General features: G+C 71.1%; 16 protein-coding genes. 3 read left to right on the top strand and 13 right to left on the bottom strand.

The features are described 5' to 3' along the window. Nucleotides 1-111: 111 nt before the first annotated feature. Nucleotides 112-1869: an aa3-type cytochrome oxidase subunit I gene (ctaD, locus tag ACQPWW_RS06240; protein WP_433130025.1), complete on the bottom strand. Its 1758-nt coding sequence runs from the start codon at nucleotides 1867-1869 to the stop codon at nucleotides 112-114. Nucleotides 1870-1999: 130 nt separating this feature from the next. Continuing rightward, nucleotides 2000-3106: an FAD-dependent monooxygenase gene (locus ACQPWW_RS06235; protein WP_433130023.1), complete on the bottom strand. Its 1107-nt coding sequence runs from the start codon at nucleotides 3104-3106 to the stop codon at nucleotides 2000-2002. Between the two features lie 300 nt (nucleotides 3107-3406). On the opposite strand from ACQPWW_RS06235, the gene ACQPWW_RS06230 reads away from it, so the two are divergent. Continuing rightward, nucleotides 3407-4534, top strand: a complete 1128-nt coding sequence (locus tag ACQPWW_RS06230; RefSeq protein WP_433130021.1) for a GH12 family glycosyl hydrolase domain-containing protein — start codon at nucleotides 3407-3409, stop codon at nucleotides 4532-4534. A gap of 96 nt (nucleotides 4535-4630) precedes the next feature. On the opposite strand, the gene ACQPWW_RS06225 is transcribed toward ACQPWW_RS06230, so the two are convergent. The 4 genes from ACQPWW_RS06225 to ACQPWW_RS06210 form a co-directional block, all read right to left on the bottom strand. After that, nucleotides 4631-5134, bottom strand: a complete 504-nt coding sequence (locus tag ACQPWW_RS06225) for a hypothetical protein (RefSeq protein WP_433130019.1) — start codon at nucleotides 5132-5134, stop codon at nucleotides 4631-4633. A gap of 418 nt (nucleotides 5135-5552) precedes the next feature. Further along, nucleotides 5553-6515: an N-acetylmuramoyl-L-alanine amidase gene (locus ACQPWW_RS06220; RefSeq protein WP_433130017.1), complete on the bottom strand. Its 963-nt coding sequence runs from the start codon at nucleotides 6513-6515 to the stop codon at nucleotides 5553-5555. Beyond that, on the bottom strand, nucleotides 6515-6667 hold the full coding sequence (locus ACQPWW_RS06215) for a hypothetical protein (RefSeq protein ID WP_433130015.1): 153 nt from the start codon (nucleotides 6665-6667) through the stop codon (nucleotides 6515-6517). The genes ACQPWW_RS06220 and ACQPWW_RS06215 overlap by 1 nt, the downstream gene beginning before the upstream one ends. Before the next feature lie 126 nt (nucleotides 6668-6793). After that, the gene (locus ACQPWW_RS06210; RefSeq protein WP_433130013.1) at nucleotides 6794-7582 is read right to left on the bottom strand and encodes an aldo/keto reductase; all 789 of its coding nucleotides are present in this window, start codon (nucleotides 7580-7582) and stop codon (nucleotides 6794-6796) included. A 249-nt stretch (nucleotides 7583-7831) separates the two neighbouring features. Here ACQPWW_RS06210 and ACQPWW_RS06205 point away from each other — a divergent pair, with 249 nt between their 5' ends. After that, nucleotides 7832-9022, top strand: coding sequence for a threonine synthase (locus ACQPWW_RS06205; protein ID WP_433134166.1), 1191 nt, complete (start codon nucleotides 7832-7834; stop codon nucleotides 9020-9022). A 19-nt stretch (nucleotides 9023-9041) separates the two neighbouring features. On the opposite strand, the gene ACQPWW_RS06200 is transcribed toward ACQPWW_RS06205, so the two are convergent. The 5 genes from ACQPWW_RS06200 to ACQPWW_RS06180 all read right to left on the bottom strand — a co-directional run bounded on the left by ACQPWW_RS06200 (nucleotide 9042) and on the right by ACQPWW_RS06180 (nucleotide 14017). Further along, nucleotides 9042-10841, bottom strand: coding sequence for a glycoside hydrolase family 15 protein (locus ACQPWW_RS06200; RefSeq protein WP_433130011.1), 1800 nt, complete (start codon nucleotides 10839-10841; stop codon nucleotides 9042-9044). A 48-nt stretch (nucleotides 10842-10889) separates the two neighbouring features. Next, complete coding sequence (locus tag ACQPWW_RS06195; protein WP_433130008.1) at nucleotides 10890-11282, bottom strand: cupin domain-containing protein; 393 nt, start codon at nucleotides 11280-11282, stop codon at nucleotides 10890-10892. A 237-nt stretch (nucleotides 11283-11519) separates the two neighbouring features. Further along, a complete protein-coding gene (locus tag ACQPWW_RS06190) occupies nucleotides 11520-12407 on the bottom strand; it encodes a sulfotransferase domain-containing protein (RefSeq protein ID WP_433130006.1) in 888 nt (295 codons plus the stop codon). Between the two features lie 62 nt (nucleotides 12408-12469). Continuing rightward, entirely contained in the window at nucleotides 12470-12751 is a 282-nt protein-coding gene (locus ACQPWW_RS06185; protein ID WP_433130004.1) for an adhesin, read from the bottom strand. Nucleotides 12752-12943: 192 nt separating this feature from the next. Further along, entirely contained in the window at nucleotides 12944-14017 is a 1074-nt protein-coding gene (locus ACQPWW_RS06180) for an NAD(P)-binding domain-containing protein (RefSeq protein WP_433130002.1), read from the bottom strand. 140 nt (nucleotides 14018-14157) lie between these two features. Between ACQPWW_RS06180 and dacB the strand changes: the two genes are divergently transcribed. Beyond that, complete coding sequence (gene dacB / locus ACQPWW_RS06175; RefSeq protein WP_433130000.1) at nucleotides 14158-15744, top strand: D-alanyl-D-alanine carboxypeptidase/D-alanyl-D-alanine endopeptidase; 1587 nt, start codon at nucleotides 14158-14160, stop codon at nucleotides 15742-15744. Between the two features lie 47 nt (nucleotides 15745-15791). Here dacB and ACQPWW_RS06170 read toward each other — a convergent pair whose 3' ends face one another. Next, the gene (locus ACQPWW_RS06170; protein WP_433129998.1) at nucleotides 15792-16121 is read right to left on the bottom strand and encodes a hypothetical protein; all 330 of its coding nucleotides are present in this window, start codon (nucleotides 16119-16121) and stop codon (nucleotides 15792-15794) included. Nucleotides 16122-16223: 102 nt separating this feature from the next. After that, entirely contained in the window at nucleotides 16224-17129 is a 906-nt protein-coding gene (locus ACQPWW_RS06165; RefSeq protein ID WP_433129996.1) for a hypothetical protein, read from the bottom strand. Between the last annotated feature and the right edge of the window lie 32 nt (nucleotides 17130-17161).

Here is a 17161-nt window from a genome sequence, read left to right as displayed (position 1 = left end):
CGCGGCGGTGCGGCGGGCCGCCCGGCCGGGGCGAACGTGGTCGGACATGGCGACGGGCGCCGCTCCCGGTGGTCCCGGTGGCGGCGCCCGTCGTACAGCTGGGCTTGAGCGTCAGTGCCGATCGATGTCGCTTGCGGTGTCCTCGCGGTAGCTGGCGCCGCCGTCCGACTCGCTGGTGAGCGGCTTCGAGCCACCCTCCGGCGGGCCGGCCAGGGTCTGGCCGGCGGCCAGCTCCGGGAACTTCGCGTCGAACGCCGGCCGCTCGGAGCGGATGCGGGGCATCCGGTCGAAGTTGCGCAGCGGCGGCGGGCTGCTGGTCGCCCACTCCAGCGAGTTGCCGTGACCCCAGGGGTCGTTCACCTCGACCACCGGGCCGGTCTTGTACGACTTCCAGCAGTTGTAGATGAACGGCAACGTGGAGATACCGGTGATGAACGCGCCGATCGTGGAGATCGTGTTCAGCGTGGTGAAGCCGTCGCCGGGCAGATAGTCGGCGTAGCGGCGGGGCATGCCCTCGTTGCCGAGCCAGTGCTGCACCAGGAACGTGGTGTGGAAACCGATCATGGTGAGCCAGAAGTGCACCTTGCCCAGGCGCTCGTCGAGCATCCGGCCGAACATCTTCGGGAACCAGAAGTAGATGCCGGCGAAGACCGCGAACACGATCGTGCCGAAGAGCACGTAGTGGAAGTGCGCCACCACGAAGTACGAGTCCGACACGTGGAAGTCGATCGGCGGGCTGGCCAGCAGCACGCCGGTGAGACCACCGAAGAGGAACGTGACGAGGAAGCCGATCGCCCAGAGCATTGGCGTCTCGAAGCTGACCTGACCCCGCCACATGGTGCCGATCCAGTTGAAGAACTTCATACCGGTCGGCACGGCGATCAGGTAGCTCAGGAAGCTGAAGAACGGCAGCAGCACCTGGCCGGTGGCGAACATGTGGTGCGCCCAGACGCTCATGGAGAGCGCGGCGATCGCGACGGTCGCGGCGACCAGACCCTTGTAGCCGAAGATCGGCTTGCGGGAGAAGACCGGGATGACCTCGCTGATGATGCCGAAGAACGGCAGCGCGACGATGTAGACCTCGGGGTGTCCGAAGAACCAGAAGAGGTGCTGCCAGAGCATCGGCCCGCCGGTTGCGGGGTCGTACACGTGGGCGCCGAGGATGCGGTCCGCGGCGAGCGCGAAGAGCGCGGCGGCCAGCAGCGGGAAGACCAGGATCACCAGGAGGCTGGTGACCAGGATGTTCCACGTGAAGATCGGCATCCGGAACATGGTCATGCCGGGCGCACGCAGGGTGAGCACCGTAGTGATCATGTTCACCGCGCCGAGGATGGTGCCCAGACCGGAGATGGCCAGACCCATGATCCACATGTTGGCGCCGACGCCGGGCGAGTGCTCGACGCTGCTCAGCGGCGCGTACGCGAACCAGCCGAAGTCAGCGGCGCCACCCGGGGTGAGGAACCCGGCGGTCGCGATCGTGCCGCCGAACAGGTACAGCCAGTAGGCGAAGCTGTTCAGGCGGGGGAAGGAGACGTCGGGCGCGCCGATCTGGATCGGCACGATGTAGTTCGCGAAGGCGAACACGATCGGCGTCGCGAAGAACAGCAACATGATCGTGCCGTGCATCGTGAAGAGCTGGTTGTACTGCTCGGGCGACAGGAACTGCAGCCCGGGTCGGGCCAGCTCAGCACGCATGATCAGGGCCATCAGGCCACCGATCATGAAGAACGCGAACGCGGTGACCATGTACATGATCCCGATTTGCTTCGCGTCCGTGGTTCGCAGCAGCCGCGCGATGGCCGACCCCTTGACCGGCTCCCGGACCGGCCAGGGCCGGGTCACGACCGGCTTGGGTGCGACGGTGGTCACGAGTGGCCTCCGGTTCTCGGTTGTCCCGCTCGGCACACGCTGTTTATCGGCGGGCCGTCATCCGCAAGGAGGATAGTCCCCGGCAGGTCGCAGCGCCGCGTGGGGTGGCGTGACACGATCTACAACGGGCCTACAGCGGGCCGAGCAGTAGCCGGTAGTGCTCCCCGAAGATCCGGCCGCCGCGCCCGCGCAGCAGCGGGTCGCGCAGCGCCGGCGGCACGTCCCTGGTCCGGTTGCGGTCCCGGGTCCGGTCCCGCACCCATCGGGTACGCGGACGACGACGACTCTCGTACGCCACCAGGGCCGCTTCCACACTGCCGGCGGCGCGCAACGACTCCGCGAGCACCACCGCGTCTTCCAGTGCCATCGCCGCGCCCTGGGACAGCGTGGGGGCGGTGGCGTGCGCGGCGTCCCCGACCAGGAGCACCCGTCCCCGGTACCAGCGGCCCAACTCCACCTCGTCGGTGATCCCGACGTGCACCCCGTCGAGTGCCGCAAGCACCTCCGGCACCGGGCCCCGGTAGTCGGCGAAGAGGTCGCGCAGCCGGCCCAGTGGGTCGGCGGGCGCCTCCGTGCCGGCCTCGTCGGCGTAGAGGTGCAGCCGCCCGGCGCCCATCGGCACCATCAGGAAGCCGGAGCGCTGGCCGAGCAGTGCGGTCCACTCGGTGACGGGCGGGCCGTCCCGCAGCACGGCCCGGTAGACCACCTGACCGACCGGGCGGGGCGGCCCGCCGAGCGCGGCCAGCGCGCGGACCGAGGAGCGTGGCCCGTCGGCGCCGATGACCAGGTCGTACTCGGTGGTGGTGCCATCGGTGAAGGTGACCCCGACCGCCCCCGGCAGCAGCTCCAGGGTGCGGACCTCGGCGCCGTGCCGGACGGCGCCGCCGGCACCGCTGAGCAGCACCCGGTGCAGGTCGGACCGGAGCAGCGCCCGGCATTCGCCGACGCCGGCCCAGAGGGCGTCGAGGTCGACCTCGCAGAGTCGCGCGCCGGTGGCGTCGAAGAACCGCTGCCGGTGGATGACCTGCCCGAGGGGGCGGACCGGGTGGTGCAGATCGAGCCGGTGCAGCGCGCGGGCGGCGTTGCCCGGCAGGTAGAGGCCGGCTTCGGTGGACTCCCCCGTTGGCAGTTTGTCAGTGACGTCGGGCCGGAAGCCCGCGAGGCGCAGCGCCCGGGCCACGGCCAGGCCGGCGATGCCCGCGCCGACGACGAGGATGCGCAGGGGGGAGCCACCCATTGTGGTGTACGCCTCCGGAGGGGGAGCGGAACGCGTTGGAGGCAACACGCTACTCGGAGCGATCGGCGCACGCCAGGCCCGATCGGCCGCCCGGAGCCACTCGTCGGCGTGCCCGTGGCGCTTGGCTGGTCGCCTGCCGACAGCCGTCCGGTGGGTGGGCGGTAATCCGCACGATTCATCACTTTGGCACGTACGGTTGCGCGACAGTTTCAGGCATGTAAATGTGTCGTTGAGCGTGGGAGCGCTCCCGTACCACCCCACCACATGCGGCGCCCGGCATGCGCCGAGTCAAGGAGCGTCATGAAACGTCAACTTCGGGCCCTGGCCGCGACCGGCGTGCTGCTCGCCGGCTCGCTGGTAGCGGTGGCCTTCGGCGGCAACGCTTCCGCCGACACCCTGATCTGCGAACAGTACGGCTCGACGGTGATCCAGGGCCGGTACGTGGTGCAGAACAACCGCTGGGGCACCACCGCCCAGCAGTGCATCAACGCCACAAGCAACGGCTTCGAGATCACCACCCTGAACGGCAGCAGCCCCACGAACGGCGCACCGACGGCGTACCCCTCGGTGTTCTTCGGTTGTCACTACACCAACTGCTCCCCCGGCACGAACCTGCCGATGCAGGTGAGTCAGATCAGCAGCGCCACCAGCAGCATCTCCTACCGGTACGTCAGTGGGGCGACCTACAACGCCTCGTACGACATCTGGCTGGACCCGTCGCCCAAGCGGGACGGGGTCAACCAGATGGAGATCATGATCTGGCTCAACCGGCAGGGCTCGATCCAGCCCATCGGCTCGGTCGTCGGCTCGACGAACCTGGCCGGCCGGACGTGGCAGGTGTGGCAGGGCAGCAACGGCTCCAACAACGTCATCTCGTACGTCGCGCCGTCGGCGATCTCCAGCCTGAACTTCAGCGTGCTGGACTTCATCAACGACGTCCGCAACCGGGGCGCGATCAACAACTCCTGGTACCTGACCAGCATCCAGGCCGGCTTCGAGCCCTGGCAGGGTGGCGTCGGTCTCGCGGTGACCTCGTTCTCGGCCAACGTCAACGGCGGCGGCACGCCGCCCACCAACCCGTCGACCCCGACGCCCCCGCCGTCGGGCGGCGCCGGATGCGCGGTGAAGTACACCGCCAGCTCGTGGAACAACGGCTTCACGGCCGACGTGCAGATCACCAACACCGGGTCCAGCGCGATCAACGGCTGGACGCTGACCTACAGCCTGCCCGGCGGGCAGCAGGTCACCAACGCCTGGAACGCCACGGTGAGCCAGAGCGGGTCGGCGGTGACCGCCCGGAACGTGAGCCACAACGGGTCGATCGCGCCCGGCGGTACGGCCAGCTTCGGGTACCAGGGGACGCTGAGCGGGTCGTACTCGTCCCCGACCAGCTTCTCGCTCAACGGCGCGACCTGCTCGCGCGCCTGAGCAGTATCCCTACCGACAGAGAGGGGCGTGATCATCTGGTCACGCCCCTCGCATTGTGCCCGCCACCCGCGCTCTTCTCGACGCGCCGACCCTGCGTCACCGACCTTCTTCAGCCACCGCTCTCCCGTAGCCCAGGGTTTCACGCAAGAGTGCCAGAATCGTGGCGCAGAAGGCGTCCTCGATCGGAGCGGCATGGGTGACCAGCGTAAGTGCAGTCGCCTCCGGCAGAGCCAGTTCGACTTCGGTCCATCCTGACAGCGGACCATCGTCCAGGCCACCCTCGCCGGCGACGTCCACCTTCATCACCAAACTTCGGTGAATCTCGTAGAAGAGCGCCACTGGCCCGGAGCCGTCCGACATCGGGGCATATCCGTGCTCCTCCCAATGCTCGTCCATCACCCCGTCGCGAGCGAATGTCAGTTCGCCATGAGTTGGAAAGCGACTGGCATCGACGAAGGCGGTAGTCGTCGCCCCCTTGCCGTCATCAAATTCAATGAGGGCAGACGGCCACAGCCGCCGCATGCCACGGACGAACGCGGTCACGGCCGGCCGCGCGTCGAATGGCACCATAACGAGCGTGTCCACTCCAGTGATCTCCACGCGTCCTCCTCTTATCTGCCGACCCCGGCACGCGCCTCAGCCTGACACCGATCGAATCCCGGCCCTAATCGGCCACTGAGCGATATCTGAATTGTCGGATCAGCGGGTCCCTCACCTGCCGGGATACCCGGAACCGCCCGAGGCAGACCGCTACCATCCCGAACAGTGGAGTTCCCGGCCGCCGCTTCCCTGGAGGATCGGGAAAGAGCGTTACCCGGTCGGGGTGACCAGGCCTTTACCAGCATTGCCAGGGGCGGCTACCGCCCAACCTCGGCTTCTCGCCCGACGATTCCCTGTACCGGCTATCAGTCGGCCTCGTGATTCACTCGGGTTCCGTGAAGCCGGGGCATCATCGCGCCGGGGACACCCCGACTTCCGGGAGGTCGAGTCGATCAATCCGGGGCGCGGGCCGTCCGGGTCAGACCCGGGTGAGGCGGACGGCGTCGGCGATGACCAGGCCGGTGGCGTTGCTCCACCTGCTCACCGCCACCCGGTTGGCGTCCCCGGCGGGCAGCGTGAACGTGCCGAGGACCCGCCACTGCCCACCGGTCACCCGCTGGTCGACGTAGACGGTCCGGTTGCCGGTGCTGGTGGCGACGATGTACGGGGTGGCGCTGTTGTAGCCGCTGTTCGTCGGCCACCAGGCCTCGACCCGGTAGGCGCCGGCCGTCGGCACGTTGAACCGGTACCAGGCGGGATCGCTCGCCGCGACCGGGTCGGCGTACCGGTAGTCGGCGCCGTAGCGCTGACTGGAGAACGTCGAGACACCCCAGTTGGCGCTCGCGGTGAAGCGACCGGCGGTGGTGTTGTCCACGGTGGAGGACCAGGCCGTGCCGCCGGCCATCCTCGCCGCGACGTCCGCGCGCATGACGTTCAGGTCGATGAAGGACGGGTCGATCTTGCCGGTGGTGCTTGTCTCCCGGTGCCCGCGGGCGTAGCTGCTGTCCCGGCCGAGGCGGGTGAGCACGGCGGCGGTGGCGGCGAGCGACGCGTCGTACTGCGCGGCGGTCATCTCCTGGTTGACGCCGTTGTAGTCGATCTCCCACCCGATCATGAGGGTGTTGCCGTCCCCGGCCGGGATCGGCCCGCTGCCGCCGCTGACCCCGGCGTGGTTGCACCGGCCGGCGGAGATGACGTGGAAGACACCGTGGTAGTCGACGAGCGCCTGGCACAGCGGCCCGGGCAGGTCGGACCGGCCGTTGATGCAGATGCCGAGCGCCGGGTGCGGGTTGCTGGCGCTGGAGGTCGAGGCGGTGTGGTGCCAGAGCACCCCGATCGGGTCGAACGACCCCGGCCGCATCCGGTTGAGCCAGTCGCCCTCGACGACGACCTGGACCCCGGCGGCGCGCAGCACGTCCACCAGCCAGGGAATCGTCGCCATCAGGCGTCCTGGATCAGGTCGGCGAGGCACTCGACCTTCGGCGCGGCGCTCGCCGGGGCGGGTCGGGCGACGACGGTCAGCGCGGCGGCCACCAGGGCGGGGATGCCGAGCACCCCGCGGCGGCGTAGACGGATGGATGGTGATCGGGTCATGGCGATCCTCCAGCGACGGCGAGCACGAACGGATCGACGATCGTGATGACGGGCACGCTATACCGTCATGAGCGTCGATGTCGATAGCCTTCATCGCCGAGTCAGAGCCTGAAGGAAACCACCGGATCAGACCTCGCCGAGCGCGTCGATGTCGCGCATCTCCTCCGCCGTCAGCGCGAAGTGGAAGACGTCGAAGTTGGCGGTGATCCGCTCCGGGGTCACCGACTTCGGAATCGCCACGATCTCGTGGTCGATGTGCCACCGCAGCACCACCTGGGCCGGGGAGACCCCGTGTGCGGCAGCGATCCTGGTCAACACCGGATCGCTGAGGTCGCTGGTCTTGAACGGGCTGTAACCCTCCAGCACCACACCCCGGTCCCGGTGCTCGGCGTGCCGCTGCCGGTCGTACAGCGCCGGACTCCACTCGATCTGGTTGACCGCCGGGTTCTCCTCGGTCGACTGGATCAGCTCGTCGATCTGCCCGGTGCTGTAGTTGCTGACGCCCACCGCCCGAACCAGGTTCTCGTCCCGGGCCGCCAGCAGCTCCCGCCAGAGCGGGATGCTGTCCGACGGCGACGACGGCGGCCAGTGGATCAACCACAGGTCCACCTGGTCGACGCCGAGCGCCGTCAGGCTGGCCTCCAACGTCGCGCGCTCCTGGCCCACCCGGTTCGGCGGGAGCTTGGTGGTGATGAAGACGTCCTCCCGGCGCAGCCCGCTCTCCTGCACCGCCCGGCCGACCTCGCGCTCGTTGCCGTACACCGTGGCGGTGTCGACATGTCGGTAGCCGGTGTCGAGCGCGGCCAGCACCGCCTCGTAACCGGCCTGGCCGGTGGCCTGCCAGGTGCCGAAGCCGAGCAGGGGCATCCGGACATCCCCCGGAAGCAGGGCGGTGGGCTGGTCGGTGAGGTCCATGAGGTCCGTTGTACCCCGCCGAGCCCTCCGCCGCCGAGCGAACCGGACACTCCGGCATTCCGACGCGCCGGTCCGGCGGGCGTGAGCAGCGTCGACGTTCCGGACGCGCAACGCCGGGAGCTGCGCGATGGGCTGGCCTTGACCGGTGCGCACTGGCAGACTCCGCAGGGTTCCCGGGCGCGCGCGACGCGGCCCAGCGCACCGGGTGCGAGCGGAGGCATCGACGCGGTCCGAACGGCGAGGAGCGACGTGTACCTGACTCACCTGGACTGCCCGCGCTGCGGCAAGGAGCACTCCGCCGACGAGTTGCGCAACCTCTGCACGTGCGGCTCCCCGCTGCTGGCCCGCTACGACCTGCCGGCGGTGGCGAAGGCGGTCACCCCGGAACGGTTCGGACTGCGCCCGGCCGACCTGTGGCGCTACCGGGAGCTGCTGCCGGTCGGCGACCCACGGCACGTCACGACGCTCGGCGAGGGCTGGACGCCGCTGCTGCGCGCCCCGGCGTACGGCGCCGAGATCGGCATCGCGGACCTGATGGTCAAGGACGAGGGGTTGATCCCGACCGGCTCGTTCAAGGCGCGCGGCGCGGCGGTCGGGGTGAGCCGGGCCCGGGAGCTGGGCGTACGGCAGATCGCGATGCCCACAAACGGCAACGCCGGGTCGGCCTGGGCGACGTACGCCGCGCGGGCCGGGATGGGCGCGACGATCGTCATGCCGCTGGAGGCCCCGAGCATCTGCCGGCGCGAGTGCGTCGCCGCGGGAGCCGACCTGCGCCTTGTCGACGGGCTGATCGGCGACGCCGGCCGGCGGGTCGCCGAGCTGATCGGGGAGTCGAACGGGGCGATCTTCGACGCCGGCACGCTGCGCGAGCCCTACCGGCTCGAGGGCAAGAAGACGATGGGGTACGAGATCGTCGAGCAGCTCGGTTGGCAGGCCCCCGACGTGATCATCTACCCGACCGGCGGCGGTGTCGGGCTGATCGGCATCCACAAGGCACTGCACGAGCTGCGCGAGCTGGGCTGGGTCGGCGACAAGCTGCCCCGGCTGGTGGCGGTGCAGTCGACAGGCTGCGCACCGATCGTGCGGGCGTTCGCCGCAGGCGAGGACCGGGCGCAGCCGTGGGCGGACGCGCACACAGTGGCGTTCGGGATCACCGTGCCGGCGCCGCTGGGCGACGAGCTGATCCTGGCGGCGCTGCGGGAGTCCTCCGGCACCGCTGTCGCCGTCGACGACGCGGACCTCCTGGCCGACCTTCGGGACTTCGCCGGCCGGGAGGGGTTGCTGCTCTGCCCGGAGGGTGCGGCCTGCCTGACCGCGGCGCGACAACTGCGGGCCGGGGGGTGGATCCGGGCCGGTGAGCGGGTGGTGGTGCTCAACACCGGCGCCGGCCTGAAGTATCCGGACACTGTCGACGTGTTCGGCGTACCCGTGCTGCGCTGAGCCGGCCCGACGGGGCCGATCAGAAGCTGTTCGGCTCCGTCAACCGCCAGGCCGCGTTGATCAGGCCGATGTGCGAGAGCGCCTGCGGGGTGTTGCCGAGGTGCATCCCGGTGCTCAGGTCGATCTGCTCGCTGAACAGTCCCACGTCGTTGGCGTACCCGACGACCCGCTCGAACAGCGCCTCGGCCCGCTTCGGCTCACCCGCCATCACCAGGCACTCCACCAACCAGAACGAGCACAGCAGGAAGCCGGCCGGGTCGGTCGTCCACCGTCGCAGCAATCCACCCTCGGTGCCCAGCTCACGCTCGACCATCTCGATTGTGGAGCGCATCCGCGGATCGGTGGCCGGCAGGAAACGCGCCACCGGCATGGCGAGCACCGAGGCGTCCAGTTCCGCCGACCCGAACGCGCCGGTGAACGCCCCGATCCGGTCGTTCCACCCCTCCCGCAGCACGGTGTCGCGGATCTCGTCGCGCACTGCGGCCCAGCGGCGCGGGTCGGCCCGGTCACCGAGCCGGTCGGCGAGGCCCACCGCCCGGTCCAACGCCAGCCAGCAGGACACCTTGGACGAGACGTAGTGGCGCTCCTCGCCCCGGGTCTCCCAGATACCCCGGTCCGGCTGCCGCCACGTCGCGGCCACCTGCTCGGCCAACCCGAGCACCATCTCCCGCAGTTCGTCCTCGAACCTCGCGCCGAGGTAGTCGCGCAGCCGCCACACCGCCGACATCACCTCCCCGGGCACGTCGAGCTGCCGCTGCCGCCAGGCGTCGTTGCCGACCCGGACCGGCCTGCTGTCCCGGTAACCGCGCAGGTGGTTGCAGTGGTGCTCGGAGAGGTCGCGCTCACCCTCCAGGCCGAAGAGCACCGGCACGGGCTCGTCGCCGAACCGGCCGATCGAGCGGGTCGCCCAGGCGAACAGCCGGGACGTCTCGTCGGGACAGGCCGCCACCCAGAGCGCCCGCATCGTCAACGAGAAGTCCCGCAGCCAGGAGTAGCGGTAGTCGTAGTTCCGGTCGCCGCCGATCTGCTCCGGTAGCGAACTGGTGAGCGCCGCGGCGACCGCGCCACTGCGCGCGTACGTGAGGCCGGTCAGGACTGTCGCGCTGTGCCGGACGAGCGCGGGGTACCGGCCCGAGTACGTGTGCGTCTCCCGGAACGCCTGCCACGCCCGCGTCGTCTCGGCGAGGGCGGCCAACGGCTCGATCCGGGCCGGCGGTGTGCCGTACGTCTCACCGAACGCCACGTCCATGCCGATCAGCTGACCGGCGGAGATCTCGAACTCGTGGGTCACCCGGTCGACGTCCGCCCGCAGGCGCAGCCCGTCGGCGCGCAACACCAGCACCACGGGGCCCGCGCCGGCCAGCACGCCGCCGTCCGGCTGCTCGTGCAGGTACGGCGTGAGCAACCCGTACTCCGGTCGGGGCACGAAGTCCAGCGCCATCCGTACCCGCCCGGACAGCCCCTGCACCACGCGGATCAGCACGGCTGGCGAGTTCTTGCCCAGCTCGTGCGCGCGGGCCCCGACCTCGGCGGCGAGGGCGTCGGTGACCGCCACGCTGCCCTGTGGCGTGTGATGGACCGTCCGCAGCACCAACGAGTCCGGGAGATAGGCCCGTTCCGACCGGTGCCCCCGGCCGCCGAAGCCGACCGGCGCCAGCCGGAAGTGCCCGGCGCCCGGGTCGAGCAGCCGCCCGAACACCGACGCCCCGTCGAACCGGGCAGGGCACCACCAGTCGATCGAGCCGTCCTTGCCGACCAGGGCACCCGATCGGGAGTCCGAGAGGAATCCGTAGTCGGAGATCGCCGGCTGCTGCTCCACCCGCCGCGGGTACCCGCATCGGCCCAGATCAGACCGCTGCCCAACGCCTCAATCGGTCGGCGGCTCGTCCTTGCCCGCCGCCTCGGCCGCGTCGGCCTCCTCCTTGGTGCGGTGGACGGCCTTGTCGGCGTGCTCCGCCGGGCCGTACACCGTGTACAGCACCAGCGGGTTGGGGCCGGTGTTGACGAAGTTGTGCTTGGTCCCGGCCGGCACGACCACCAGGTCGCCGGAGACGACCTTCCGCTTCGAGCCGGCAACCCGGGCCTCGCCGACGCCACTGACGAAGGTCAGGATCTGGTCGACGTCCTCGTGCACCTCTTCGCCGATCTCCCCACCCTCGGGGATGGTCATGATGACCAACTGGCTGTGCTCACCGGTCCACAGCACCCGTCGGAAATCCGGACTCTGCTCGGCGATGGTCGCGATCGTGAAATGCTCCATGACCACGCTCTTACCCCGTTCGTCGGCGCACCACGCCGGGAATCACAGATGGTGGAACTCCCCCTGGTTGGCAGGTTTGGATCCGGGCGGACCGGGGATCGACAAAGCGGACCGGCACGAACGGCCGGTCGAGCCAGGTCCCCGCTGTCGTACCGCCGAACGGCTGCGGTGGTGGGAGACGGCCAGAGCGCGGCGACGTTCCGACACTGTCGGTGCGGCGCCGCGCGCTCGTCTGCGCTACCGGTGCAGCCAGTCGAGCAGGTCGGGCGGGGCCAGCGCCTCGGTACGCTTCCGGTAGCGGGCCCGCGTGGTCGAGTCCAGCAGGTCGCGGCCCTGGCCCGAGCCGCCCTGGCGGAAGAACGCCCGCCGGTCTCGCAGCACGCCGAGCCGGTCCGGGGCGAGCTGGTCCGCGCGCGCCCGCATCTGCCCGAAGGTGGCCGCCTCGACCAGCTCGGGCCAGCGTTCGGGCGGGACCGTGATGCCCCACCGTTCGGCGAGTCGGCGCATCTCACCGCCCAGGTCGGCAAGCAGGTCGTCGTAGTGCACAAGCGCGATGTTCGGCTCGTGCCGGCGGGCCCACGCGTCACTCAGGTGCATCATCACCCCGGGTAGCGAATCCAGCTCGGCCCGCGGATCCACCTCCCGGTCCATCCAGCTCGGCAACCACTGCTCCACCGTTTGGCGTGGCCGGGGCGGGCCGGTCGGGGCGGGCGCGCCGACCAGCTCGGCGAGGCGCGCCCGGTCCAGGTTGCTGGCCTGGTGATAGAGGGACACCGCCAGGTCCAGCGGGTGCCGGGCCACCACCACGTAGTGCACCCGCGGATCGAGCGGCACACCGTCCAGCGGGGTGTGCGTCTTGATGAACCGCCGGTGCGGTTGCGCGGCCAGCCGGTCGAACACCTCGTCGCGTGGTTCGACCAACCAGTCCAGCCACGGCGACAGCACGGTCAGCGGCGCCGGCAGCTCCGGAGTGCCCAGCACCAGGAGGGCGCAGATCATCTGCATCCAGGTGGTGCCGCTCTTGGACCGCGTGCTGATCACGATGTCGCCGTCGCGGAACGGGAAACCGGTCCAGCGGGCGCTGTCCTCGTCTTCGGACCGGTAACGGTGAGCTGGGCGGAGCATCGGAGCAGCGTAGCCGCCGGACCGTCGCCCGAGCAGCCGAATTTCGACCCGCCGGGCCGCGTCTACTCCCGCTCGGTGAAGCCGAACTGGATGACGCCCTCGTCGTCGACGGTGGCGTCCACCGAGGCGTCCCCGAGCAGCTCGGCGGCATCCTCGTCCAGGAAGATCCGGGCACCCTGGTTGTCGACCACACGATCGCCCTGCACCGGTTCGGGCACCAACTCCACAGTCAGCGAGCCGGCCTCGGTGTCGGCGGCGATGCGCACGCCGCCGTCCTGGGCGACGTCCTGCTGGTTGGCGAGGTCACGGATGACGAGCACGGCGTTGTCGGTCATGGTGAGCATTGCGGAACTCCTCGTGGATTCTCGGCTCGCGGTCGCAGTGGTGCGCAGACCGGACGGTCGGCTCGCGTACGAGCGCACGTGGGAGGCGACAGGAGGGCGAACAGTCGTCGCCGTCGCAGGGTGTCGGGGCAGCTGACGGCCCCGTCACCACCACCGTGCCCGCTGGTGGGCCATCCGTCAAATAGAGCCAGGTCAGTCGAGAGCGGGGGCCGGGGCCAGCCGGGCGCGAATCTCGTTGACGGCGGCGCGGCCGGCCCGGTTGGCGCCGATCGTGCTGGCCGAGGGGCCGTACCCGACCAGGTGAATCCGGGCGTCGGCGACCACCCGCGTGCCGTCCATCGTGATACCGCCGCCCGGCGAGCGCAGGCCCAACGGGGCGAGGTGGTCGATTGCCGCTCGGAAGCCGGTGCACCAGAGGATCACGTCCGCCGGTACGAACCGCCCGTCCGCCCAGGCCACCCCGTCCGGTGTGATCCGGTCGAACATGGGTAGCCGGTCCAGGACGCCGCGCTCGCGCAGCCGACGTACCTCCGGGGTGACGGGCAGTCCGGTCACCCCGACCACGCTGCCCGGTGGGCGGCCCGCCCGGACCGCCTCGTCCACCCGGGCCACCGCCGCACGGCCCAACTCCGTGCCGAACTCCTCGTCCCTGAACTCCGGCGGCCGGCGGGTCACCCAGGTGGTGGCCGCCGCGACTGTGGAGACCTCACCGAGCAGCTGCACGGCGGAGGTGCCACCACCGACGACCACCACCCGCAGGCCGGCGAAGTCGGCCGGACCGCGGTAGTCGGCGGTGTGCAGCTGCCGGCCCCGAAACGACGACCGGCCCGGGTAGTGCGGCCAGAACGGCCGGGTCCAGGTGCCTGTCGCGTTGATCAGCGCCCGCGCGGTCCACAGGTCCGCATCGGTGTGCACGTCCAGCCGCCCGTCCGGGCGGGAGCGCACCGCACGGACCCGCACCGGCCGCCGTACCGGCAGGTCGAACGCCCTCTCGTACGCGGCGAAGTAGGCGCTCACCTGCTCGGCGGCCGGACGCTGTGGTTCGGCGGGCGGCAGCGGCAGCCCGGGCAGGTCGTGGAAGCCGTGCACCCGGTCGAAGACAAGCGTCGGCCAGCGGTGCTGCCAGGCACCGCCGGGCCCGTTGTCGCCGTCGAGGATGACGAAGCCGCTGCCCGGGGCGAAGCCGGTACGACGCAGGTGGTAGCCGGCGCTCAGGCCAGCCTGACCGGCGCCGATCACCACCACGTCCGCGGAGTGGGTGTCCACCCCGGGTCCAACGCCCCGGTGCGCACCGCTGTGCCCGCACCGGACGTCGGGTCGATCACAGCAGGCCGTTCCGTCAACAGCCGGACGGACCCGCACCCGAGGCTCTTCTCCGGCGAATACCTTCGTGACAGCATCAGCGCATGCATCGCCGTCACTTTCCCAGGGCCCTCGCGCTGGCCGCGCTGGTCGCCGCCGCGGCCCTCGCCGGAGCGCCCAGCGCCACGGCCGAGTCGCCCACCCCCGCGACGACCCGACTGAACGCCACAATCGACACGATCCTCGCCGACGCCCGGCTCGCCGGCGCGCAGACGTCGGTGGTCGTGCTCGACACCAGCACCGGCCAGACGCTCTACGACCGCAACGGTGACCGCCGGCTGATCCCGGCCTCGAACACCAAGCTGCTGACCTCGACGGCGGCCCTAGAGCTGCTCGGCCCGGGGCACCGCTTCACCACGGACGTACGCACCACCGGCAAGCGCCGCGCGGCAGTGCTCTCCGGCAACCTCTACCTTCGCGGCGGAGGCGATCCGACGATGCTCGCCACGGACTACGACGCGCTCGCCGCGCAGGTCGCCGCCGACGGCGTACGCGTGGTCGCCGGCAACCTGGTCGCCGACGACACCCGCTACGACCACACCCGACTCGGCCCCGACTGGACCTGGGACGACGAGCCCTACTACTACGCCGCGCAGGTCTCCGCGCTGACCGTCGCGCCGGACACCGACTACGACGCGGGCACCGTGATCGTGCACGCCGCCCCGGCCGACCGGGCCGACGCCGCACCGGTGATCAGCACCACCCCGCCCACCACGTACGTGCGCATCGACAATCGCGCCCGCACGGTCGCCGACGGCGAGACCTCGATCTCGATCGAGCGCGAACACGGCAGCAACACCGTCGTGGTGACCGGCCAGATCGCCGTCGGGGACGAGCCCGCCAGCGACTGGGTGACAGTCGAGGAGCCCGCCGGCTACGCGGCCGACGTGTTCCGGGCGGCGCTGCACCGGCACGGCGTCCGGGTGCTCGGCCGGACCGTGCTCGGCCAGCCCACCCCGGAGACGGCCAACCCGGTGGCACAGCACGAGTCGATGAGCCTGGGTGAGCTGATGACGCCGTTCCTCAAGCTCTCCAACAACGGTCACGCCGAGGTGTTGACCAAGGAGATCGGCCGGGTGCTCTCCGGATCGGGCACCTGGACGGCCGGAGTCACAGCGATCAGCGAGTACGTGGCCGACACCGGAATGGACACCGGAAAGCTGCGCCAGCGCGACGGATCCGGGCTGTCCCGCCGCAATCTGGTCCCCGCCGGGGAGTTCGTCGACCTGCTGAGCGCCGTCCGCGCCGAGCCGTGGTTTCCCACCTGGTATGCGGCACTGCCGATCGCGGGGCAACCCGAACGGTTCGTCGGCGGCACCCTGCGCAGCCGGATGGCCGGCACCCCGGCAGCGGGCAACGTGCACGCCAAGACCGGCAGTCTGACCGGTGTCTCCGGGCTCTCCGGCTACGTCACCAGCGCCGACGGCCGGCTACTGGCGTTCTCCATCCTGCTGAACAACTACCTCACGTCGTCGGTCAAGCCGCTGGAGGACCAGATCGCCGTGGCGTTGGCGGGATACCGCGAGGAGGGGACGCCCACCACGGCACGGATGGCACCGCCGGCGGTGCCGGAGACGCCCCGGACGCCGGAGGGCGTCGAGTGCTCCTGGGTCAAGCCGATCACCTGCTGAGCGAGGGCCGGGAGGTGCGTACCCGCGCCTCCCGGCCGGCCGGGCGCTCAGGCCGGACGGTTCGGTGGGGGGACCACCGCCGTCGGGTCGCCGCGCTCGATCAGCGCGTCGATGTCGGCGGCCCGCAGCCCGCGCAGGGCGAGCACCTGGGTGCCCCAGCGGTGCAGGCGGCACGGGTGCGGGCTGGCGTCGTTGCGGCAGACCACTCCCCCGGACCACCGCTGGGGGGCGTGCACCACCACCGCCCGCACCGCGAACTGGGTGTCCTCGCCGGTCACGTAGGGCGGCAGGGGAATGTCGCGGAGCCCCTCCCCGGACGCTTCATCGGCACCTGTCGTAGCGGCGCGACGGACGCGGTGGGCGGTGCTACTGCTCATCTCCGCTGCCTCCACACTGGATGGTCGGATGGGGACAGCAGAAAGTTACGACCTCCTCGACCCTGCGCGACGGACAAACTGTCCCGCGGTGCGATCGATCGGTCAGCGCACCGCGACGGCCTGGAGGCCGACGTTGCCGCAGTGCGGGGTGAAGACCTTCTCCACGGTCCAGGTCAGCAGCAGTCGGGCGTTCTTCGGCGCGGCGAACCGGACGGTGAACTGGGCGCTCCGACTGGTGTACGGATCCTCCAGCACAGCGGTGCGGGCGGGCCCACCAGTGGACAGGCGGGCCTCCAGCCGGCCCCGGGCCATCCAGGTGCCGCCGTAGACCTGGACCGTGCGCGGCTCGCCGCTGCCGGCGACGGCGAGGGTGAACCCGTTGCCGACGCCGCAGGTGTAGACGCCGTCGGAACTGTGGTTCGCCGACCGCTGCGACGCGCCGTCGGACCAGCGGACGTACTCCTGGTTGCCGTCCCAGCCGACCCGGGTGCCCGCACCCCCCGCATCGATGATCTCCCCGGAGCCGGAGCGCTTGCGGACGGTCGAGTTGCCCCCGCGCGGCCCCCAGTGCATCCAGTCCCGGGTGCCCACGGCGGTGAGGTCGACCTCGCCGGGCATCTCGCCCTGGGTCACCGACAGCACCGGGGATCCGGGTGACGGGGGCGGCGCGGGCGGCGCGGCGGGTGCGCTGGTGGAGGGTGTCGGGTCCGGCGAGGGTGGGCGCTGACGCGGACGCAGGCCCGGCATCGCCGGCCCCGCTTCGCCGGTGCGTCCGTCGATGGCCGGGTGCGCGGCGGAACGGGCGGCGCCGGCCGGCACCTCTCCCGCGCGGCCCGCCTGGTCGTCGCCGGGCTCCGGGTCGGACCGACTGGCGAGGTACGAGACCAACAGCACCAGGCAGACGAGGACGGCGACCCCCTCCACCGCCCACCGCCGCCGCTTCCGGGCACGGGCGACTTGGCGCAGCCCGGTGCGGGTCTGCGTCCTCGTGTGGTCGTCGTCCGCCACCGACCCCTCCACCTCCACCGCCCCGGCCGCCA

This window comes from Micromonospora sp. CA-240977 (genome assembly GCF_050942285.1).
In the GTDB taxonomy this organism is placed as follows: Bacteria; Actinomycetota; Actinomycetes; order Mycobacteriales; family Micromonosporaceae; genus Micromonospora.
Note: the sequence above shows the minus strand (reverse complement) of the source record. Positions and strands in the feature narration are given on the sequence as shown.